The sequence below is a fragment of the Methylobacterium sp. UNCCL125 genome (genome assembly GCF_900116795.1).
Lineage (GTDB): Bacteria > Pseudomonadota > Alphaproteobacteria > Rhizobiales > Beijerinckiaceae > Methylobacterium > Methylobacterium fujisawaense.
The window spans coordinates 191,594-211,652 of the sequence record NZ_FPBW01000003.1; the positions used below are offsets into that span (position 1 = coordinate 191,594).

Sequence of the window (20,059 nt, forward strand, 5' to 3'; positions counted from 1 at the left end):
CCGCTCGGGACGACGGGCGGGGCGATATCAGCCGCAAGTCCGCGCGGACACGGCGCCGGATCGGATCTTCGCGCAAGCCCTATTTGTCCGCCGGCCCGTAAGGCGGCCGCGGGATGGCCCGATGCGCGGCCCGGAGCGCCGCCGACCAGCGCTCGCGCAGGTCGTGGAAGTAGCCCTCACCAGCCTCGATCCGGTGATTCACTTCCAGCGTCAGCGCGTTCCGGCGAACCAGGGCGATGTCGATCGGCAGCCCCACGCCGAGATTCGACCGCATGGTCGAATCCATCGAGACGAGGCTGACCTTCAGGGCGTCGTACAGCTCGGTCGTGTATCTCACCGCCCGGTCGAGGATCGGCTTGCCGTACTTGTGCTCGCCGATCTGAAGGAAGGGCGCATCGGTGCTGCACTCGATGAAATTGCCGGCCGAATAGATCAGGTACAGGCGCATCTCGCCATTCCCGATCTGGCCGCCGAACAGCAGCGAGATCGAGAACCGGATGTTGGCCGCCTCGAACCCGTCCTTCTCGATCGCCCGCACCCGTCGGATGGCCCGGCCGATCAGCTGCGCGGCCTGGAACATGGTCGGCGCCTCGACGAGCTTCTGCGGCGGCTCGTCGTCCTCCTCGCCGGGCACGCCCTCCTGAAGCATGCTGAGAACAGACTGGGTGATCGAGAGATTACCGGCCGAGGCGAGCATCATCACCCGCTCGCCCGGTACGTTGAAATGGTGCAGCTTTCGGTAGGTCGAGATATCGTCGAGCCCCGCATTGGTGCGGGTGTCGGCGACCATCACCAGCCCTTCCTCGACCAGGACACCGACGCAGTAGGTCATCGTCTTCGGGTTCTCCTACGGCCGGCGGACCGGTGTCTGAACGATCAGGATTGGGCGGCGGTCCTGCCTTGCTCGACCCGGAGCTTCACGTCCAGTGTTTCGGTGCCACCCCCCGTGCGGCTGCCGCGGATCGGGGCTGCGCCGAGATAGTCCAGGCCCGTTGCGACGCGGATGTAATTGTCCGAGGGGCTGACGTCGTAGCACGGATCGAACGCCACCCAGCCGAGATCCGGCACCAGGGCCTCGACCCAGCCATGGGGCGCCTCGACATCCGCCTGCCCGTCGTCCCGGGCCCGGTAACCGGCCACGTAGCGGGCCGGGATGCCGATGTGGCGGGCGGCGGCAAGGAAGACGTGGGCGAGATCCTGGCAGACGCCGCTCCCGGCCGCGAAGGCCTTGGCGGCTGGAACCGCGCTGGAGGCGGGGCCGGGCTCGTAGGTCACCGCGCCGCGGACGGCGCCCATCAGCCTGTGCAGGAGAGCCAGAACCGCACCGTCGCCCTCCGCGGCGACGCGTTCCGCGAAGGCGTGCAGCTCGGGGCTCGCCGCGCACAGATCCGTGTCGCGCAGGAAGAACTGATCCGGCAGGCGCTCCACAGTGCCGCGCACGACACCGTTCGTGTCATCGGTATCGACCTCGCCGGTCACGCGGATGGTGAGGGCGTCGGCCGGCTCGTCCGGGGTGAACCAATGGACGACATTGCCGAACCCGTCCTCGCGGGCGGTGAGCCGCCCGTCGATGGTGGTGTCGATCCGCCACGTGCGGACGTATTGGCCGTCATGATCCCGGGGCGTCAGCCTCAGGACCTGCACGAGCCCGCGGGCCGGTTGCTCGTAGGTGTAGATGGTCTCGTGAACCACGCGGATGCGCATGCGCTGTCCTGTCCGTCTCGTTCAGCCGACCAGATACTGCTTGGCGATCGCCTCGCCCACCCTGTTGTTCTCGGCAATGAACACTTCGACGAATTCGTGCAGCCCTGAGGCGAAGACTCGGTTGATATCCTCGCCTTCCAGTTTCGCCAGCATGTTGCCGGCGAGCCGCTGGCTCGGGCCCCGGCGCCCGTAGGCGTCGGCGATGAGATCCAGATACTCGACGATCACGCCGTAGCAGTTGGCGAAGGAGCGCGGCATCTGCTTGTTGAGCATCAGCAGGTCGGCCACCAGCAGCGGCTTGACGCTCTCGCGATACACCCAGTGATAGGCATTGAACGCCGAGACTTCGCGCAGGATCGTGGTCCACTGGAAGTAGTCGAGGCTGCCGCCCACCGTCTCGTCGTGCGGCAGCAGGATCTGGTACTTCACGTCGAGGATGCGGGCGGTGTTGTCGGCCCGCTCGATCGCCGTGCCGAGCCGTGTGAACCAGAAGGCGTCGTTGCGCAGCATCGTCCGGAAGGCCGAGCCATCGAAGGTCAGCGAGACGGTCTTCACCCAGTCGAGGAAGCGGCCGAATTCGTCGCGGTTGAGGTCCTTGCCGGCGTAGTTGCGCAACTCCAGCCACGCGCCGTTGATCGCGTCCCACATCTCGGTGGTGAGCGCCGTGCGCACCGAGCGGGCATTCTCGCGGGCCGCCTCGATGCAAGAGCGGATCGAGGACGGGTTGTGCGGGCTGAAGGCCAGAAAATCGCAGACCGTGTCGGCGTTCACCGCACTGTAGTGCGTCTTGAACGCGTCCGGGTCGCCGGCTGAGGCGAGGGCGGATTCCCACTCGTTGCTCCCGCCGCCGCCGTAGCTCGTCGGCAGCGAGGCGAAACGGTGGGCCGCATCGAGGATGCGGGCCACGAAGTCGGCCCGCTCCACGTAGCGCGAGAGCCAGAAGAGATTGTCGGCAGTCCTGGAAAGCATCGGTCTTCAGCCAAGTCGTGCGGACCACGGTGTCCGCGCCTCGGAACGTCCGGACGTCGCGGACCTTAGGCGTCGAGCACCCAGGTGTCCTTCGTGCCACCGCCCTGGCTGGAATTGACCACCAGGGATCCTTCCTTCAGCGCCACCCGGGTCAGACCGCCCGGCACGATCCGGATCTTGTCCGCCCCGCACAGCACGAAAGGCCTCAGGTCGACGTGACGGGGCGCAACGCCGGAGGCCACGAAGGTCGGGCAGGTGGAGAGCGAGAGAGTCGGCTGGGCGATGAACCCGTCGGGCGCGTGCTTGAGCTTTCGGGCGAAGTCGTCCAGCTCGCGCTTGCTGGCGTGCGGGCCGACCAGCATGCCGTAGCCGCCCGAACCGTTGACTTCCTTCACCACCAACTCGGAGAGGTTGTCCATCACGTACGCGAAGGCGTCCTTCTCGCGGCAGCGATAGGTCGGCACGTTGTGCAGGATCGGCTCCTCGCCGGTGAAGAATTTCACGATCTCCGGCATGTAGCTGTAGACGGCCTTGTCGTCCGAGATGCCGGTGCCGACCGCGTTCGCCAAGGTGACGGAGCCGCGCTCGTAGGCGTTCATCAGGCCGGGCACGCCCAGCACCGAATCGGGCCGGAAGACCAGCGGGTCGAGGAAATCGTCGTCGAGGCGGCGGTAGATCACATCGACCTTCCGCGGCCCCTCGGTGGTGCGCATGTAGACCACGTCGTCCTTGGTGAAGAGGTCGGATGCCTCCACCAGCTCGACGCCGAGCTTGTCGGCCAGGAACGAGTGTTCGTAGAACGCAGAATTGTAGCGGCCTGGCGTCAGCAGCACGACCGTGGGGTCCCGGGTCGTCGAGCCCGGCGCGAGGCTGCGCAGGGTTGCGAGCAGGGAGTCCGGGTAGTTCTCCACCGGCGCGACCCGGTGCTTGGAGAACAGGTCCGGGAACAGGCGCAGCATCACCTCCCGGTTCTCCAGCATGTAGGAGACGCCCGACGGGATCCGGGCATTGTCCTCCAGGACGAAGAAGTCGTTCTCGCCGGTCCGCACGATGTCGATGCCGGCGATGTGGACGTAGAGGTCGTGGGGGACCCGGAAGGACCGCATCTCCATGCGGTAATGGGCGTTCCGGTAGACGAGATCGGCCGGGATGATGCCGGCCTTGATGCACTCCTGGGCGCCGTAGATATCCTTCAGGAACAGGTTGATGGCGGTGACCCGCTGCTTCAGCCCACGCTCCAGGAAGGCCCATTCCGGCTTGGTGATCACCCGGGGAATGATATCGAACGGGATCAGGCGCTCCGTCGACTCGTTGTCGCCGTAGACCGCGAAGGTGATGCCGATCCGTCGGAAGAGCAGCTCGGCCTGGCTGCGACGGGTGTTGAAATGCTCGGGTGGCGTGGATTCCAGCCAGGCCTTGAGCTGGCCATAGGCGTCACGGACGGCAGCCGGATCGGATGCGCCGATCCCGTTCATCTCGTCGAAGGCCGTCACCGCCATCTCACTCCTCCCGTACGCTCCCGCTTCTGAGGCAAGAGGCGCGCCATTCATTCATGGCTATATCCGCAGGCGATAACGCTCAAGGCGGCCGGAGGATCAGATGAGCTTCAGGCCTTTCAGGCTAGCGTGACCGTTGCGGCCGAGGATCACGTGATCGTGCACCACGATCTTCAGCGGCGCCAGGACGGTCACGATCTCGCGGGTCATCGCCACGTCGGCGGCGGACGGGGCCGGATCGCCGGACGGATGATTGTGGGCCAGGATGATCGCGGTCGCCGACAGTTCCAGCGCCCGGCGGGCGACCTCGCGGGGATAGACCGGCGTGTGGTCGACGGTGCCGCGCCCCTGCACCTCGTCCGCGATGAGGTGGTTGCGCTTGTCGAGGAACAGGATGCGGAATTCCTCGCGCGGCGCGAACGCCATGGTGGCGCGCAGGTACTCATGCAGCGCGCTCCACGATGCCAGAAGCGCGCGCTCGCGGATCGCACCGCGGGCAAGCCGCCGGCCCGCCGCCTCGATCACCTTGAGGTCCGAGGCGACCCCGGCGCTCACCCCTTCCACCTCCAGGAGCCGCGCCGGCTCGGCGCTGACCACCTCGGCGAAGCTGCCGAACCGGGCGACCAGCGCCTTGGCGAGCGGCTTCACGTCGCGCCGCGGGATCGCCCGGAACAGGACGAGTTCCAGCAATTCGTAATCGGGGAGCGCGTCGCCGCCGACCGTCGCGAACTTCTCCCGCAGGCGGTCCCGGTGGCCGTGGTAGTGCGGCGGCTCCTTCTCCACGGACGACGGGACGGCACTGTCAGCGAACAGCCCCGCCTCACCCTCGTCCGGCCCCGGCGCCACGGCCGGTCAGGCCGCCGGGTTGACGGGCTGGTGCAGCCCCTTCGGCGAGATCGTAAAGATCTCGACGCCGGTCTCGGTGACGCCGACGGTGTGCTCGAACTGGGCGGAGAGCGAACGGTCGCGGGTCACGGCGGTCCAGCCGTCGCCCAGCACCTTCACGGCGGGGCGCCCGAGATTGATCATCGGCTCGATCGTGAAGAACTGGCCGGGCTTGAACGGCACGTCGTAGCTCGCCTCGACGTAGTGCAGGATCGTGGGCGCGTCGTGATAGGTGCGTCCGAGCCCGTGTCCGCAGAAGTCGCGCACCACCGAGCACCGCTCGCTCTCGGCAAAGGATTGGATCGCCCGGCCGATGTCGTTGGTCGAGCCGCCGGGCTTCACCGCCGCGACGCCGCGCATCAGCGCCTCGTAGGTGATCTCGCACAGGCGCTGGGCCTTGCGCGGCACCTCGCCGACATAGGCCATGCGGCTCGAATCACCGTGCCAGCCGTCGAGGATCAGGCAGATGTCGAGGTTGACGATATCGCCCTCGCGCAGGGGCTTGTCGTTGGGGATGCCGTGGCAGACCACGTGGTTGATCGAGGTGCAGATCGACTTCGGATAGCCGCGATAGAGCAGCGAGGCCGGATAGGCGCCGTGATCCATGGCGAAGGTGTAGGCGAGCTTGTCGAGCTCCTCGGTGGTGACGCCGGGCTGCGTCGCCTCCATGAGCAGGTCGAGGGCCTCGGCGGTGAGGCGCCCGGCCCGGCGCATGCCCTCGAAGCCCTCGGGACCGTGAATCGGCGGTTCCGGGGCGCGGCGCGCACCCTGCGCACTGGCCTGTTCCTGCTGCATGGTCGGGACTTTTTCGCGGCGTCGTCAATCGGGCGTCGCTCTATGTACGGTGCGGCGCGCTGGAGGCCAAGCCGCGTCCGATGCAGGAGGAGCGAGGCTTGCGCCGGCTGCGGGGCTGGCGGCATAAGCGGCCGCGAGGCGCCCGGGCGCGCGCGGGCAGATTCGCTGCGCGATCGGTCACGGGGCAGGCGAGGGCCGGATGGCAGGCAAGGCGGTACCGCACTTCCACAACGAGCCGGGCGTGCCGGTGATCACCGTGGGCGTGAAGGAGTTCATGTGCATCGGCGCGCTGCCGCCGTTCGACCACCCGCACGTGTTCCTCGACATGGGCGCCGACAACGAGATCATCTGCCAGTACTGCTCGACGCTCTATCGCTACCGGGCCGGCCTGAAGGCCGACGAGGCGGAGCCGCAGGCCTGCGTGTGGCGGGACGACGCCAAGCTCGCGGCGGAGTAGGCGCCGCCCCCCGTGCCCTCTGACAGGCCATCTCTGCGGATCGGGATCGTCGGTGCCGGGATCGGCGGGCTGACGGCGGCTTTGGCGCTGTCGGATGCCGGCCATGCCGTGACGGTAATCGAGCGCCGGACCGGCTTCAGCGAGGTCGGGGCCGGGATTCAGATCTCGCCCAATGCGAGCCGGGTTCTGGCCGGCCTCGGTCTCTCGGCCGCCCTGCGCCGGGCGGCGAGCGAGCCGCCGTCGGTGGAGATCCGGGCCCTCGACAGCGGCCGCCGCATAGGCAGCGTGGCGCTCGGCGCGCAGGCGCAGGCGCGCTTCGGCGCGCCCTACTACGTCATCCACCGCGCAGACCTGCAGACCCTGCTCCTCGACGCGCTGCGCAGTCGTTCGGCGATCCGACTGATGATGGGCCGCACCGTGACGGCCGTCGCCCAGACACCGTCCGAGGCCGCCCTCACCGTCGAGGGCGCGAGCGGTGCCCAGGATGTCGCCTTCGACCTCGCGATCGGTGCGGACGGGATTCGGTCGCGCCTGCGCGCCCATCTCGATACGGCGCCGCTTCGCCCGGGCCAGGCCGCAGCGTGGCGGGCGCTGATCCCCATGGAGGCGGTACCGGAGGAGTTGCGCGGCGCCGCGACCGGTCTCTGGCTCGGCCGCGGCCGGCACGTGGTGCATTACCCGGTGCGGGACGGCCAGTTCCTCAACGTCGTGGCGGTCGTTCCCGAGGCGGTGAGCGACGAGGGCTGGGGCCGCCTCGGGGAGCCGGCCGTCCTTCGCGGGCATCTGCGCGGCTGTGCCGGGCCGCTGCGCGACCTTCTGAGCCTTCCGGATTCCTGGCTGGTCTGGTCGCTCGCCGACCGGGCCGTGGCGCGTCCGCTCGCTCGCGACCGGGTCGCGCTGATCGGCGACGCGGCCCATCCGGTCCTGCCCTACCTCGCGCAGGGGGCGGCCCTGGCGATCGAGGATTCCGCAGTCCTGACGCGTGCCCTCGCGGACCATGCGGATGTGCCGGCGGCGCTCGCCGCGTTCTCGGGCGCGCGGACCGCCCGGGTGCGACGCGTCCAGAAGGCGGCACGGAGCAACGGCCGCACCTATCATGCCGGCGGCGTGGTGGCGCTCGTGCGCAACGCCGTGATCGCCCGGCTCGGCCCGGACGGCATGCGCGACCGCTACGCCTGGCTCTACGGCTGGACGCCCCACGCTTGATCGGGCCCGCCGCCCCCGCTACCGAGGGCGCATGCGGACGTGGCGGAACCGGTAGACGCACGAGACTTAAAATCTTGCGGCCGCAAGGCCGTGCGGGTTCGAGTCCCGCCGTCCGCACCACCCCGCCATCGCGACGCGCCCGTCCGTGCGGTCGCAACCGGTTCGCAGCCCCGTGAAACCCAGCCCGCGCACCGCCCGTCGGACCGGGGCGCCGGAGGAGAATGGCGTGGTCTACGTGCTCATCATCATGCTCGCCGGCTCGGGCTCCGCGATCGGATCGGTCGAGTTCAACAGCAAGCAGGCCTGCGAGGCCGCCGCGAAGCAGATCGCCGAAGCGGAGCGGCCCTATGGCGGGGCCTCCCCGGTCACCGTGTGTGCGCCGCGGGGTTGAGACGCCTGCGGCGCGGGTCGGCCGGGATCGGTCGCATTTGAGCGATCACCGAAACCGGCTCTTGTCGTCTCCCTGCCAGGATCGCCCGCGGGGAGATTCCGACATGATCGACGCCCTTCAGACCGCCACGACCGGCATGACCCGGGCCACCGACCGGCTCGGGAACGCGGCCGAGACCATCGCGGCGAGCGGTGCCCCGGTCGGCGACACGGCTCTGCCGCCCGCCGCCCAGGTGGATCTCACGAGTGCCGCCGCGGATCTGGTCGGGTCCAAATCGGCCTTCGCGCTCAATGCCGCGGTGGCGCGCACCGCCGACCGCATGATGGGCCAGCTTCTCGATATCAGCGCCTGAGGGCGGGCAGGGCGAGGCAGGCCAGGATCGCGGCCGCCGCGAACAGCAGCGCCACGCCGACGAGCCGATAGGCGACCACACCCACCAAGCCGCCGCCCAGGAAGGCGCCGACGGTCAGCAGATACAGCCGCAGCCGCACCGGATCATGGGGTTTCAGCCGATCGGACGCGGATGCGTCGCGGTCCAGCCAACGCGCGAGCTCGATCCCGATATCGGTGATCATGCCGGTCACGTGCGTGGTCCGCACCCGCGCCTCGGAGATCTTGGTCACCGCCGCATTCTGCAGGCCCAGGATGAAGCTCAGGCCGAGGACAAGGGTGTGGCTCCGGACCGGCTCGGCAAGCGGCAGGACGAGCAGGCCCACGGCGACGAGGAGGAGCGCCTCCGCGCAGACGCTGTAGGCATATGCGCCGGGACCGGCCTTCCGGCGGCGGCGCCGGATCATCAAGGTCGAGGTCGTTGCCCCGAGCACGAACAGGACCACGAGCAGGCAGGCCTGCGCGGCGAGGACGAGATCGCCCGTGCCTGTGCGGTCGGAGATCGCCGAGACGTTCCCGGTCATGTTCGAGGCGTAGAGGCCGACCGCGTAGAACCCGGCGGTGTTCAGCGCGCCGGCCACCCCCGCAAGCGACAGGGCGAGCGCCCTGTCGGCCGCCGGGCTGCGCGTCTCGCCTTCGTGGACCAGCATGGATGCGTCGGTTGAGTGTCGGAGGCCGAATCGGCCCGATGCCGCCGCCGTCTTAAGCCACGCGCCCGGGCGCCGTCACGGCACCCGGAGCGCCCCTGGGCTCCCTAAAACTAACCAGCCGCGATAACCGTAGCCGCCATCCCAGTCGCCGCGCCAGTCACCGTGCCAGTGGCGGGCGGGGCCGTAGCCGACAGGAACCCGCTCGTACGTCACGGTCCGGCGTGTAGCGTAGACCGGCGCATCCTCCTCGTAGACGCGGTAGACCGGGGCCGGCCGTACCGCCACCGGGGCGGGGGCGTAGCCGTAATCGGCATAGCCATAGCCGTAACCGGGCGCCGCATGGGCCTGGGTTGCGGCGCCGATCAGCGCGCCGGCCGCGAGGCCGCCGATGATGCCCGCCGCGATAGCGCCGCCGCCGCGGGCTTCAGCGGTCGTGGAGGCCAGGGAGCCCGCGCCGATCAGCGCGGCGGCCGAGAGCAGAGCGATGCGTGTCATGACCTGTCTCCAGAAAACCGGGGACCGCCTGCGGCGTCCCGGATCACGAGAGAGACAGTGCCAAACCCGCGCTGCACCGAAGCTGAAGCCGCCCTGCAGCAACTGTTCAGCTTGTCGGCGCGCCCTCCGGATCGGGGGCGGTCCGGATATACCCGCGGGAGATCAGGCGGCTGCGCTCACGGGTGCGCCGCTCGGCCTCCATCAGGTCGGACAGAGCGTCGGCGATCGCGCACCGCAGGGCGATGCCGGCATCGCCGCCGGCAAAGCCGAGATACGCGGTGCTGATCGCCTCGACGGGGCACACGTGATCATCGCGCTGGGCCAGGACCTGGGTCAGCATCGGGTTCTCCTTCGTTGCGTCCGGGAACGAAAAGAGAACAAGCCATAAGGGTTAACGTTCCGTCAACGTCGCCCCGGCCGTTCGCGCAACGCCCTCCGAACCCTGTGGAAAACACCGATTTCCCAGCTGAAGGGCTGTGGATAAGCCGGCTCACTCGGGCAGGCGCGGCAGGGGCTTGCCGTCCGCGGGAATCGCATAGCGCGCCGCGTTCAGCTCCATGGCCAGGAACGTGTAGTAGCCCGAGATCGCCGCCAGATCGACGACACCGGGCTTGCCGAACCGGGCCTCGGCCCGCGCGAAGGTCGCGTCGGAGACGCGCTTGGTGTCCTGCAGTTCCGCGGTGAAGTCGTAGACGATGGTCTCGTCGTCGCTCATCTTCGCAGGCCGGCGGCCGTCGCGGATCGCCGCGATGATCTCGGGGGCGATACCGGCCTTCTCGGCGATCGGCGCGTGGACGTACCATTCGTAATCCTGCGTCCAGCGGCGGGCGGTCATCAGGATCACCAGTTCCGAGAGCGTGGTGCCGATCTTCGGCTTGAAGCGCAGGTAGTCGCCCATCGACCGGGCCAGCGTCATCACCTCCGGGGAATACATGAGCGGCTCGAACGGCCCGAAGGGCGGCTTGCCCCGGGCCTGCGCGAAGGCCTCGGCCGCCTGCTTCTGCTCGGGGCTGTAGTCCTTCGGCGGGATGGTCGGCAGCCGGTCCTGCGCCTGCGCGGCGGCCGTCGCCAGCGGCAGGGCCAGGGAGAGGGCGGCGAGCGTCAGCGCGCGGCGGAAGGGGTTCATCGGTTCTCTCATTCTGGGTGTTGTGCCGTCAGGCCGCACGATCGCGGCAGCGCCGTCCATATGCCAGGGTCCGCACGGCGAAGACCGTGTCGAAACCCGCGCGGCGTCACGGACCGGCCAAGCCGGTTGCGCTCGACGCCGCGCCGCGCCATCAGCGGCCGCGATGGCCGGCTCCGCATCCATGCTGCCGATCGAGGCAGCGCTCCCCGATCTGCGTCGCGCGCTCGCCGCGCGGAATGCCGCCGTCCTGGTAGCCCCTCCCGGAGCCGGCAAGACGACCCGCGTGCCCCTGGACCTGCTGGGGGCGCCGTGGCTCGACGGGCGCAGGATCATCCTGCTCGAGCCGCGCCGCCTCGCCGCCCGGGCAGCGGCCGCCCGCATGGCGCAGACGCTCGGCGAGCCGGTCGGCGGGACCGTCGGCCTTCGGGTCCGCCTCGGCTCGAAGATCTCGGCGCGGACGCGGATCGAGGTGGTCACCGAGGGCGTCTTCACCCGCATGATCCTGGACGATCCGGAACTCTCCGGGATCGGCGCTGTCCTGTTCGACGAGTTCCACGAGCGCTCCCTGGACGCCGACCTTGGCCTCGCGCTGGCGCTCGACGCGCAGGGCGGCCTTCGGGAGGATTTGCGGATCCTCGTCATGTCGGCGACCCTCGACGGCGCCCGGGTCGCGCGGCTGCTGGACGACGCGCCCGTGATCGCCTCCGAGGGCCGCGCCTTTCCGGTGGAGACCCGATACGCGGAGCGCGATCCGAACCGGCGGATCGAGGATTCGATCGCCGAGGTGACGCTGCGGGCCCTGCGGGCGGATCCCGGTTCGATCCTGGTGTTCCTGCCCGGACAGGCGGAGATCCGCCGGACCGTCGACCTGCTGGCCGAGAAGGTCGGACCGGACGTGCAGCTCGCGCCTCTCTACGGGGCGCTGACACCCGCCGAGCAGGACCGCGCCGTCGCCCCGGCGGCCGCCGGAACCCGGAAGGTCGTTCTCGCGACGAGTATCGCCGAGACCTCGCTGACCATCGAGGGCGTCCGGATCGTGGTCGATTCGGGACTGGCTCGGGTTCCGGTCTACGAGCCGGGCCTGGGCCTGACCCGTCTGGTCACGGCCCGCGCCTCCCGCGCCTCGGTGGACCAGCGCCGCGGCCGCGCCGGCCGCACCGAGCCGGGCCTGTGCTGGCGCCTCTGGTCCGAGGCCGGCACCAACGCCCTCGAACCGTTCACGCGGCCGGAGATCCTGTCCGCCGACCTCGCCGGGCTGCTCCTCGACTGCGCCGCCTGGGGCGTGACCGATCCGGGCACGCTCGCCTTCCTCGACCCGCCCCCCGCGCCGGCCCTGACGGAGGCCCGCGCCCTGCTGACCGAACTGGGGGCGCTCGATGCCGATGGGCGCCTGACGCCGGTCGGCGCGCGCCTGCGAGCCCTGCCGCTTCCGCCGCGGCTCGCCCGTATAGTGGCGGTCGCGGCCGGAAACGGCCACGCACGGGCCGCCGCCGACCTCGCCGCCGTGCTGGTGGAGCGCGGCCTCGGGGGGGACAGTCTCGACCTCGACGAGCGGGTCGAGCGGTTCCGCCGCGACCGCGGCGGACGCGCCGCCGACATGCGCCGGCTCGCCGACGGCTGGGCCCGGATCGCCGGGGCAGGCAATTCCGCGCTCCCGGATGCCGGCCCGGTCGCCGCCGGCCCGCTCCTGGCGCTCGCCTATCCCGACCGGGTGGCCCGGGCGCGCGGCCGCGACGGCGAGTTCGTGATGGCGAGCGGACGGGCCGGTCGCCTCGACCCGGCGAGCCCGCTCGCCCGCGAAACCTATCTGGTGATCGCCGATCTGGCGGGATCGGCCGCGAGCGCCCGGATCCTGGCCGCGGCGGCGATCGGGGCCGAGGCGATCGAGCGCCTCTTCGCCGACCGGATCGAGTCGCGCACCGAGATTGCCTTCGACCCGCAGGCCGCCGCCCTGCGGGCGCGGGCGGTCCGGCGACTCGGCGCGGTCAGTCTCGGGTCACGGCCGCTGCCGGTGCCGTCTGATCCGGAGAGCGCCGAGATCCTGGCGCGGGGCATCGCCGATCTCGGGATCGAGCGACTGCCGTGGACGCCGGCCCTGGCGCAATGGCGCGCCCGGGTGATTTTCCTCCACGCCGCCGAGGGCGACACCTGGCCGGACCTGTCGGACGCGGTGCTGGCCGGAACCGCGGAGACGTGGCTGGCGCCGTCCCTCGTGGGGCGCGCCACCCTCGCGTCGGTCACCGCGGACGATCTCGCCGGCGCCCTCCAGAGCCTGGTGCCCTGGGCGCTGCGCGCCCGGCTGGACGCGGAGGCGCCGACCCACGTGGAGGTCCCGACCGGCTCGCGCATCCCGGTGGATTACACGGCCGAGGAACCGGCGCTGGCCGTCCGGGTCCAGGAGCTCTTCGGCCTCGACCGGCATCCCCGGGCCGGAGGACGGCCGCTCGTCCTGCACCTGCTGTCGCCGGCCCAGCGGCCGATCCAGATCACCCGCGATCTGCCCGGGTTCTGGCGCGGATCCTGGGCGGCGGTGCGGTCCGAGATGCGCGGCCGCTATCCGCGCCATCCCTGGCCGGAGGATCCGCTCAGCGAGGCGCCGACCCGCCGGGCCAAGCCGCGCGGAACCTGACGGCCGCAACGCCCTTCCTCCGCATCGACACCAACGGATCGGACGCGATGACCACGGACACGACCGCTTTCGACCCCGCAGCCGCCGGCTGGGCGCTGGTGGAGGACAAGGGCTTCATCGCCCATGTCGGTCCGCTTCATGTCCGCGGCACCGACGGCGCCTACGCGTTTCGGGCCGAGCAGAAGCACGCCAACCTGATCGGCGTGGTCCATGGCGGCATGCTCATGAGCTTCGCCGACCGCGCGCTGGGCGAGACCGCGATGCAGGCCGCGGGCGGCGCCAATTGCGTGACGATCCAGCTGGAGATGAAGTTCATCGATGTCGGCCGCCTCGGCGACTGGATCGAGATCCGGCCGCAGGTGGTCAAGCGCACCGGCTCCCTCGTGTTCATGCGTGGCGACGTCCGCGACGACACGCGCCTCCTGGCCTCGGCGGACGGCGTGTGGAAGATCCTGCGCCGCCGCCCGGATTGACCATCTCAGGACATCTGTCCTAGCTTGCCGCCGCGCGTCGCGTCGTTCCGACCGGGTGCGCAATGGAGGATCGCATGCGATCGTCGCAGACCGATACATCCGGCGTCGAGGCGAAGCGCGGTCCGGCTCGACCCTCTCGACGCGCGATCCTCGCGGGGTTGGCGGCCTTCGCCGCAACGCCCGACGGAGCGGAGGCGCAACCTAAGCCGCCCAGCACGGTGACCAATCCGCCGCGCGACTTCCGGCCCGGCGCGGCCCCCACCACCTACTTCACCGATCCGGACGTCGTCGCGGTCGACCCGGCCTTCGAACCCTACATCGTGCCGAACAGCGCCATCCGCCGGCTCTGGACCGGCGCCCTCTGGGCGGAGGGGCCGACCTGGAACGCCGTCGGCCGCTACCTCGTCTGGAGCGATATCCCCAACAACCGGCAGATGCGCTGGCTGGAGGAAGACGGGCACGTCTCCGTCTTCCGGATGCCGAGCAACAACGCGAACGGCAACAGCTTCGATCATCAGGGGCGGCAGATCAGCTGCGAGCACGCCACCGGTCGGGTCGTGCGCTACGAACTCGACGGGGCGGCGACGATCCTGGCCGATGCGTTCGACGGCAAGCCGCTCAACTCGCCCAACGATGTGGTCCAGCATCCGGACGGCGCCTACTGGTTCACCGATCCGCCCTACGGCGCGCTGCTCTACGAGGGGCTGCCGGACGCGGCGGGCGGCCCGAGCAATCCGCAGGGCCATCTCGACCCGCGGCTCGGCCAGCCGGCCGGGACAGCGTCCCGGCGGCGGGTGCTGCCCAACGCGGTCTACCGCATCGACCCGTCGGGGCGGATCGACCGGGTGCTCACCGACGATGAGGTGCCCGATCCGAACGGCTTGTGCTTCTCGCCCGATCACCGGACGCTCTACGTCTGCTCCACGGGGAAGGGACCGGGGGATACGGGGCCCGGCGGCAAGGGCGAGATCTACGCCTTCGATGTCGGAGGCGGGGCCTTACTCTCGAACAAGCGCCTGTTCTCGGATTGCATCGTGGACGGCGTGAAATGCGGCCCCGACGGCCTGCGGGCCGATGTCGACGGCAATCTCTGGGTCTCCAGCAATGCCGGCCGGGCCGTAGGCTACAACGGCGTCACCGTCTGGTCGCCGAAGGGCAAGCTCATCGGACGGATCCGCCTGCCGGAGGTGTGCGGGAACCTCACCTTCGGCGGCCCGAAGCGCAACCGCCTGTTCATGGCGGCCAGCCAGTCGCTCTATGCGCTGACGGTGAACACGCAGGGTGCAGGGCCGGCCTGAGGATTCGGGTGCGCCCCGCAGCGCTCCGCGGCGGCAGGCGACCCACCTCTCACGCCCTCTCGCTGGGGTGCCCGCGGCAGTGGGCCTCGAACGATTAGCCCGCGTGTGATCCCAGAAGCCCTCCGTCGAGGCATCCCCGCCGGGGCCCCAGGAGGAGGGCGCGGATCGGTGATCCGGCCTTCGCGCATGCGTGCGTCGGGCCGATAGCGCGGCCCTGCGATCGGGACCGGATCCGGCTGGATCCTTCGGCCGGCCATGGCTGACGGCGCACCGGCACGCTATCTGTCATGGGTATGAGCGTGGATCCCGCCCCCGACCCGACCTTGAGCCGCCTCAGCGCGGCCCTCGGGGACCTTCCCAAGCGCGGCCTGCCGCCCGTGGAACGCTGGGATCCGCCCTATTGCGGCGCCATCGACATCCGCATCGCCGCCGATGGAACGTGGCACCACAACGGTTCGCCGATCCGGCGGGACAAGCTGGTCAAGCTGTTCGCCAGCATCCTGCGGCGCGAGCCGGATGGCCGGACTGTCCTGGTCACGCCGGTGGAAAGCGTCGGGATCACCGTCGAGGATGCGGCCTTCGTGGCCGTCGAGATGGCCGTCGACGGCACGGGAGCGGACCGGCGCCTCTCCTTCCGTACCAATGTCGACGATCTGGTGAGCGTCGACGCGGAGCACGCCCTGCGCTTCGAGGAGGGGCCGGACGGGGCCCTGAAGCCCTACCTCCATGTCCGCCGCGGGCTGTGGGCGCTCGTGACCCGGGCGCTCACCTACGACCTTGTGGATCTCGCCGAGGAACGCCTCGTCGACGGGAGGCCCTGGCTCGGCCTGTGGGCCGGCGGCACCTTCCACACCATCGCACCGGTCGCCGCCGCGTGAGCGACCCGCTCGCCGAGTTTCTCGCCCGCGCTGCGGCCGGCCTGTCGCCGGATCCGCCGGGACCGGACGATCCGACCTCCAATCCCCGCGGCGACCACAGCCTCGATCCGGATGGCACGGCCGTGATGCCGCCGCCGCCCCATCGCCGGGCCGCGGTCCTCGTCCCGGTCGTGCGCCGCGCGGACGGTCCGAGCCTCATCCTCACCATGCGGGCGGCCAACCTGCGCGACCATTCCGGACAGGTCGCGCTGCCGGGGGGTAAGATCGATCCCACCGATCCCGGCCCCGCGGATGCGGCCCTGCGGGAGGCCTTCGAGGAGATCGGGCTGCTGCCCGCGGCCGTGCGGCTGCTCGGCTATCTCGACCCGTATCTCTCGGGCACCGGATTCCTGGTGACCCCGGTGATCGGCTTGGTCGATTCCGAGGTAACCCTGACGCCGAACCCTGCCGAAGTGGCCGATGTCTTCGAGGTGCCATTCCCGATTCTCATGGATCCGGAACGCTATCGCCTGCGCTCCCGCGCCTGGCAGGGCCGCGAGCGCTGGTTCTATGCCTTGACCTACGGCGAGCGGCTGATCTGGGGTGTCACCGCCGGGATTCTGAACAATCTCCGGGAACGGCTCTATCCGGAAACGGAGTCGGGCGACGTTGGTCGCCCGGCGCGATAGGCTGCCAGGCATGCTGCGCCGCGTCCTCGAAGAGTTTGGCCTCTTCCTCGTCCCCTTCGCCCTCTTCCTGGTCTACCTGCTGCTGTCCGGCCGCAACCCTCTGCGCCGGGTGCACTGGGACCCGCACCTGTTCCGCCTCGTCCTGGCCGGGCTGGCGGTGGTGATCGGCACGCTCGTCTACGAGGGGCTGTTCTCCGAGCGTCGCTCGGCGGGCTACGTGCCCACCCACATGGAGAACGGCCGCCTCGTGCCCGGTGGATTCCGGTGAACCGCGCGCTCGACCAAGTCGGTCTCATGGCCCTGCTCGACCGCCCGGGCGTGCGCCGCGTGCTCGCGGCCCTGGATGCCCCCGGTGCCGAGACCCGCCTGATCGGCGGCTGCGTACGCGACGCGCTGCTCGGCGTGCAGACCGCCGACATCGATATGGCGACCACCCTGCTGCCCGAGGCGGTGATGCATGCGGCGCAGCGGACGCGCGGCCTCAAGGCGGTGCCGACCGGGATCGAGCACGGGACGATCACCCTGGTGACCGAAGACGGGCCGATCGAGGTCACAACCCTGCGCGAGGACGTCGAGACCGACGGACGGTACGCCGTCGTCCGCTTCGGCACGGACTTCCTCCGCGATGCCGAGCGCCGGGACTTCACGATCAACGCGCTCTCGCTCGGTGCGGACGGAACGCCGCACGATCCAGTGGGCGGCCTGCCCGATCTCGAAGCCGGGCGGGTGCGCTTCATCGGCGATCCGGCGACCCGCATTCGCGAGGACGCCCTGCGGATCCTGCGCTTCTTCCGGTTCCAGGCGCGTTTCGGCGCCGGGGCGCCCGATGCGGCGGCGCTCGCCGCCTGTGTGGCCGCGCGGGACAGTCTGGACCGGCTCTCCCGCGAGCGCGTGCGCGCGGAGTTCCTGAAGCTGCTGGCGGCCTCCGGCGGTCCGGCCATGGTGGCGACGCTGAGCGCGACCGGCCTGCTGCAGCGGATCACCGGCGGCGTCGGTGAACTCGGGCGGCTGGAGCGCGCCGCCGCTGCGGGATTGTCTCCGGTGATGCGCCTCGCGGCCCTCTCGGTCGGGGCTCGGCACGACGCGGATCGGCTGCGCGAGCGGCTGCGTCTCTCGAAGAGCGAGCACGGACAGCTCATCGGCTACGCGGAAGCGCTGGCCGATCTCCACGGACGTGCGGTGCTGGATGGGGTCGCGGCGCGGGCGCTTGCGGCCGGGCACGGCCTGTCGCGGCTGGCAGACGTGCTGGCGATCCTGGCCGGGGAGCCGAGGCCTGCCGTAACGGAGACGGCGATCAGCGCCTTTGAAACCCTCAAGGGGGAGGGGGCGTCGCCGGCCTTTCCCCTGGCGGGGGCGGATCTGGTCGCGGCCGGCGTGGCGCCGGGTCCCGGGATCGGGCGTGGGCTGGCCACGGCGCGGAAAGTCTGGCTGGAGTTGGGCTGCCCGACGGATGCCGAGGCGCGGGCCGACCTCCTGGCGCGGGCGCTGGAGGGCGCCCGCTGAACGAGGCTCAGAGCTTCAGGAGCGCCTTGGTCTCCTGGAGCTGGACGATCTGGCCGTTCAGCTCCTCGCGCTTCTGCAGGTCCTCGGTGGCGTCACGCTGCATCTCGATGGCCTCGATGTCGCGGTCGAGGGATTCGTGCGTCAGCTCCTCGATCGGCGCAGCACGCTCGGCGAGCACGGTCACGGCCGTCGGGCCGATATCGGCGAAGCCGCCGCGAACGTAGATCCGCTTGCCGCTGCCCTGGCTCTCGGTGACCACGATGACGCCGACCCGCAGGGAGGTCAGCACGGGCGCGTGGCCCGGCAGCACCGTCATCTCGCCCTCGACGCCGGGCAACTGCACGGCGCTCACCTCGCCGGAATACAGCGTCCGCTCGGGGCCGACGAAATCGAAGTGGAAGGTGGCCATCTCAGGACGATCCCGGATCCGCAACAAGCTCTCCTCCCCGTGCGGGGAAGAGTTGGAGGTGGGGGAGGTTCAGGATGGAGCGCGGCAGCTTCGCCTGCACCATCCCCACCCCCGATCCCTCCCCGCGAGGGGGAGGGGAGGGCGTCGTCTTACGCGGCCTTCATCTTCTTGGCCTTCTCCTGGGCCTCCTCGATGGTGCCGACCATGTAGAAGGCCGCCTCCGGGAGGTCGTCGTAGTCGCCGTTCACCAAGCCCTTGAAGCCCTTGATGGTGTCCTCGAGGGCGACCTGCTTGCCCGGCGAGCCGGTGAACACCTCGGCCACCGAGAAGGGCTGCGAGAAGAAGCGCTCGATCTTGCGGGCGCGGGCCACGGTCAGCTTGTCCTCTTCGGACAGCTCGTCCATGCCTAGGATCGCGATGATGTCCTGGAGGGCCTTGTAGCGCTGCAGGGTCTGCTGCACCCGGCGGGCGACGTCATAGTGCTCCTCACCGAGGATGGTCGGCGACAGCATGCGCGAGGTCGAGTCCAGCGGATCCACCGCCGGATAGATGCCCTTCTCGGCGATCGAGCGCGACAGCACGGTCGTGGCGTCGAGGTGGGCGAACGAGGCGGCGGGCGCCGGGTCGGTCAGATCGTCGGCCGGCACGTAGATGGCCTGCACCGAGGTGATCGAGCCCTTGGTCGTGGTGGTGATGCGCTCCTGCAGGGCGCCCATGTCGGTGGCCAGCGTCGGCTGGTAGCCCACCGCCGACGGGATGCGGCCGAGAAGCGCCGACACCTCGGAGCCCGCCTGCGTGAAGCGGAAGATGTTGTCGACGAAGAACAGCACGTCCTGGCCGTCGTCGCGGAACTGCTCGGCGATGGTCAGGCCGGTCAGGGCGACGCGCGACCGGGCGCCGGGCGACTCGTTCATCTGGCCATAGACCAGGGCGCATTTGGAGCCCTCGGCGGAGCCATGCTCCTTCGGGTCCACGTTCACCTTGGACTCGATCATCTCGTGATAGAGATCGTTGCCCTCGCGGGTGCGCTCACCCACGCCGGCGAACACCGAGTAGCCCGAGTGCACCTTGGCGATGTTGTTGATCAGCTCCATGATCAGCACGGTCTTGCCGACGCCGGCGCCGCCGAACAGGCCGATCTTGCCGCCCTTCGCGTAGGGGGCGAGCAGGTCCACCACCTTGATGCCGGTGACGAGGATCTGCGCCTCGGTCGACTGCTCGGCATAGGAGGGGGCCGGCTGGTGGATGGCGCGGTAGGTGTCGGCCTGGACCGGACCGGCCTCGTCGATCGGCTCGCCGATGACGTTCATGATGCGGCCGAGCGTGTTCATGCCCACCGGAACCTTGATCGGCTCGCCGGTGTCCGTGCATTCCTGGCCGCGGGTCAGGCCCTCGGACGTGTCCATAGCGATGCAGCGGACAGTGTGCTCGCCGAGCTGCTGGGCGACCTCGAGGACGAGGCGGGCGCCGTTGTTCTTGGTCTCGAGGGCGTTCAGGATCTCGGGCAGGTGGCCCTCGAACTGCACGTCGACCACGGGGCCGATAACCTGGGTGATCTTGCCGACCTTGTTGGAGCCGGCGCCGGGGAGTGCGGTGTTCGCCATCGTTAACCTACCCTTCAAGCTGTGCGTTCAGGC

General features: G+C 70.2%; 23 protein-coding genes and 1 tRNA gene. 12 read left to right on the forward strand and 12 right to left on the reverse strand.

What is annotated here, in order from left to right; genetic code table 11:
- Window positions 1-79 precede the first annotated feature (79 nt).
- From BM396_RS02785 to map, 6 genes are all read right to left on the reverse strand, one after another.
- Complete coding sequence (locus BM396_RS02785) at window positions 80-832, reverse strand: proteasome-type protease (RefSeq protein ID WP_043356054.1); 753 nt, start codon at window positions 830-832, stop codon at window positions 80-82.
- Window positions 833-876: 44 nt separating this feature from the next.
- A complete protein-coding gene (locus tag BM396_RS02790) occupies window positions 877-1,704 on the reverse strand; it encodes a transglutaminase family protein (protein ID WP_043356055.1) in 828 nt (275 codons plus the stop codon).
- A 21-nt stretch (window positions 1,705-1,725) separates the two neighbouring features.
- Window positions 1,726-2,673: an alpha-E domain-containing protein gene (locus BM396_RS02795; protein WP_043383286.1), complete on the reverse strand. Its 948-nt coding sequence runs from the start codon at window positions 2,671-2,673 to the stop codon at window positions 1,726-1,728.
- 65 nt (window positions 2,674-2,738) lie between these two features.
- Window positions 2,739-4,172, reverse strand: a complete 1,434-nt coding sequence (locus BM396_RS02800) for a circularly permuted type 2 ATP-grasp protein (protein WP_043383289.1) — start codon at window positions 4,170-4,172, stop codon at window positions 2,739-2,741.
- Window positions 4,173-4,268: 96 nt separating this feature from the next.
- A complete protein-coding gene (radC, locus tag BM396_RS02805; protein ID WP_043356061.1) occupies window positions 4,269-5,015 on the reverse strand; it encodes a RadC family protein in 747 nt (248 codons plus the stop codon).
- A 6-nt stretch (window positions 5,016-5,021) separates the two neighbouring features.
- Window positions 5,022-5,849 (reverse strand): type I methionyl aminopeptidase, encoded by an 828-nt coding sequence (map, locus tag BM396_RS02810; RefSeq protein ID WP_043383292.1) that lies wholly within the window; start codon window positions 5,847-5,849, stop codon window positions 5,022-5,024.
- A gap of 199 nt (window positions 5,850-6,048) precedes the next feature.
- Between map and BM396_RS02815 the strand changes: the two genes are divergently transcribed.
- The 5 genes from BM396_RS02815 (at window position 6,049) to BM396_RS02830 (ending at window position 8,255) form a co-directional block, all read left to right on the forward strand.
- Complete coding sequence (locus BM396_RS02815; RefSeq protein WP_043356067.1) at window positions 6,049-6,306, forward strand: zinc-finger domain-containing protein; 258 nt, start codon at window positions 6,049-6,051, stop codon at window positions 6,304-6,306.
- 12 nt (window positions 6,307-6,318) lie between these two features.
- Window positions 6,319-7,512: an FAD-dependent monooxygenase gene (locus BM396_RS02820; RefSeq protein WP_043383295.1), complete on the forward strand. Its 1,194-nt coding sequence runs from the start codon at window positions 6,319-6,321 to the stop codon at window positions 7,510-7,512.
- A 33-nt stretch (window positions 7,513-7,545) separates the two neighbouring features.
- A tRNA-Leu gene (locus tag BM396_RS02825) sits at window positions 7,546-7,632 on the forward strand.
- Window positions 7,633-7,684: 52 nt separating this feature from the next.
- Window positions 7,685-7,903, forward strand: coding sequence for a hypothetical protein (locus BM396_RS32595; RefSeq protein WP_124263037.1), 219 nt, complete (start codon window positions 7,685-7,687; stop codon window positions 7,901-7,903).
- A gap of 103 nt (window positions 7,904-8,006) precedes the next feature.
- Window positions 8,007-8,255: a hypothetical protein gene (locus BM396_RS02830; RefSeq protein ID WP_043383298.1), complete on the forward strand. Its 249-nt coding sequence runs from the start codon at window positions 8,007-8,009 to the stop codon at window positions 8,253-8,255.
- On the opposite strand, the gene BM396_RS02835 is transcribed toward BM396_RS02830, so the two are convergent.
- From BM396_RS02835 to BM396_RS02850, 4 genes are all read right to left on the reverse strand, one after another.
- On the reverse strand, window positions 8,245-8,943 hold the full coding sequence (locus BM396_RS02835; protein WP_043383301.1) for a YoaK family protein: 699 nt from the start codon (window positions 8,941-8,943) through the stop codon (window positions 8,245-8,247). The genes BM396_RS02830 and BM396_RS02835 overlap by 11 nt on opposite strands.
- 75 nt (window positions 8,944-9,018) lie before the next feature.
- The gene (locus BM396_RS02840) at window positions 9,019-9,438 is read right to left on the reverse strand and encodes a hypothetical protein (protein ID WP_051976089.1); all 420 of its coding nucleotides are present in this window, start codon (window positions 9,436-9,438) and stop codon (window positions 9,019-9,021) included.
- A gap of 106 nt (window positions 9,439-9,544) precedes the next feature.
- Window positions 9,545-9,778 (reverse strand): hypothetical protein, encoded by a 234-nt coding sequence (locus BM396_RS02845; RefSeq protein ID WP_043383304.1) that lies wholly within the window; start codon window positions 9,776-9,778, stop codon window positions 9,545-9,547.
- A gap of 150 nt (window positions 9,779-9,928) precedes the next feature.
- Window positions 9,929-10,564: a carboxymuconolactone decarboxylase family protein gene (locus BM396_RS02850; protein ID WP_051976090.1), complete on the reverse strand. Its 636-nt coding sequence runs from the start codon at window positions 10,562-10,564 to the stop codon at window positions 9,929-9,931.
- Between the two features lie 163 nt (window positions 10,565-10,727).
- On the opposite strand from BM396_RS02850, the gene hrpB reads away from it, so the two are divergent.
- The 7 genes from hrpB (at window position 10,728) to BM396_RS02885 (ending at window position 18,013) form a co-directional block, all read left to right on the forward strand.
- On the forward strand, window positions 10,728-13,193 hold the full coding sequence (hrpB, locus tag BM396_RS02855; protein WP_043383307.1) for an ATP-dependent helicase HrpB: 2,466 nt from the start codon (window positions 10,728-10,730) through the stop codon (window positions 13,191-13,193).
- Between the two features lie 47 nt (window positions 13,194-13,240).
- On the forward strand, window positions 13,241-13,666 hold the full coding sequence (locus BM396_RS02860; RefSeq protein WP_043383310.1) for a PaaI family thioesterase: 426 nt from the start codon (window positions 13,241-13,243) through the stop codon (window positions 13,664-13,666).
- A 74-nt stretch (window positions 13,667-13,740) separates the two neighbouring features.
- Window positions 13,741-14,964 (forward strand): SMP-30/gluconolactonase/LRE family protein, encoded by a 1,224-nt coding sequence (locus tag BM396_RS02865; RefSeq protein ID WP_043383312.1) that lies wholly within the window; start codon window positions 13,741-13,743, stop codon window positions 14,962-14,964.
- A gap of 293 nt (window positions 14,965-15,257) precedes the next feature.
- The gene (locus BM396_RS02870; protein WP_043383315.1) at window positions 15,258-15,842 is read left to right on the forward strand and encodes a DUF1285 domain-containing protein; all 585 of its coding nucleotides are present in this window, start codon (window positions 15,258-15,260) and stop codon (window positions 15,840-15,842) included.
- The gene (locus tag BM396_RS02875; protein ID WP_043351712.1) at window positions 15,839-16,510 is read left to right on the forward strand and encodes a CoA pyrophosphatase; all 672 of its coding nucleotides are present in this window, start codon (window positions 15,839-15,841) and stop codon (window positions 16,508-16,510) included. Before BM396_RS02870 ends, BM396_RS02875 begins: the two co-directional genes overlap by 4 nt.
- A gap of 10 nt (window positions 16,511-16,520) precedes the next feature.
- Complete coding sequence (locus tag BM396_RS02880; protein ID WP_043351706.1) at window positions 16,521-16,778, forward strand: DUF6111 family protein; 258 nt, start codon at window positions 16,521-16,523, stop codon at window positions 16,776-16,778.
- A complete protein-coding gene (locus tag BM396_RS02885) occupies window positions 16,775-18,013 on the forward strand; it encodes a CCA tRNA nucleotidyltransferase (RefSeq protein ID WP_081948675.1) in 1,239 nt (412 codons plus the stop codon). Before BM396_RS02880 ends, BM396_RS02885 begins: the two co-directional genes overlap by 4 nt.
- Before the next feature lie 7 nt (window positions 18,014-18,020).
- Here BM396_RS02885 and BM396_RS02890 read toward each other — a convergent pair whose 3' ends face one another.
- Together BM396_RS02890 and atpD are read right to left on the reverse strand one after the other, a co-directional pair.
- The gene (locus tag BM396_RS02890; protein ID WP_043383318.1) at window positions 18,021-18,422 is read right to left on the reverse strand and encodes a F0F1 ATP synthase subunit epsilon; all 402 of its coding nucleotides are present in this window, start codon (window positions 18,420-18,422) and stop codon (window positions 18,021-18,023) included.
- A gap of 149 nt (window positions 18,423-18,571) precedes the next feature.
- Window positions 18,572-20,026 (reverse strand): F0F1 ATP synthase subunit beta, encoded by a 1,455-nt coding sequence (gene atpD, locus BM396_RS02895; protein ID WP_043383320.1) that lies wholly within the window; start codon window positions 20,024-20,026, stop codon window positions 18,572-18,574.
- Window positions 20,027-20,059: the final 33 nt, after the last annotated feature.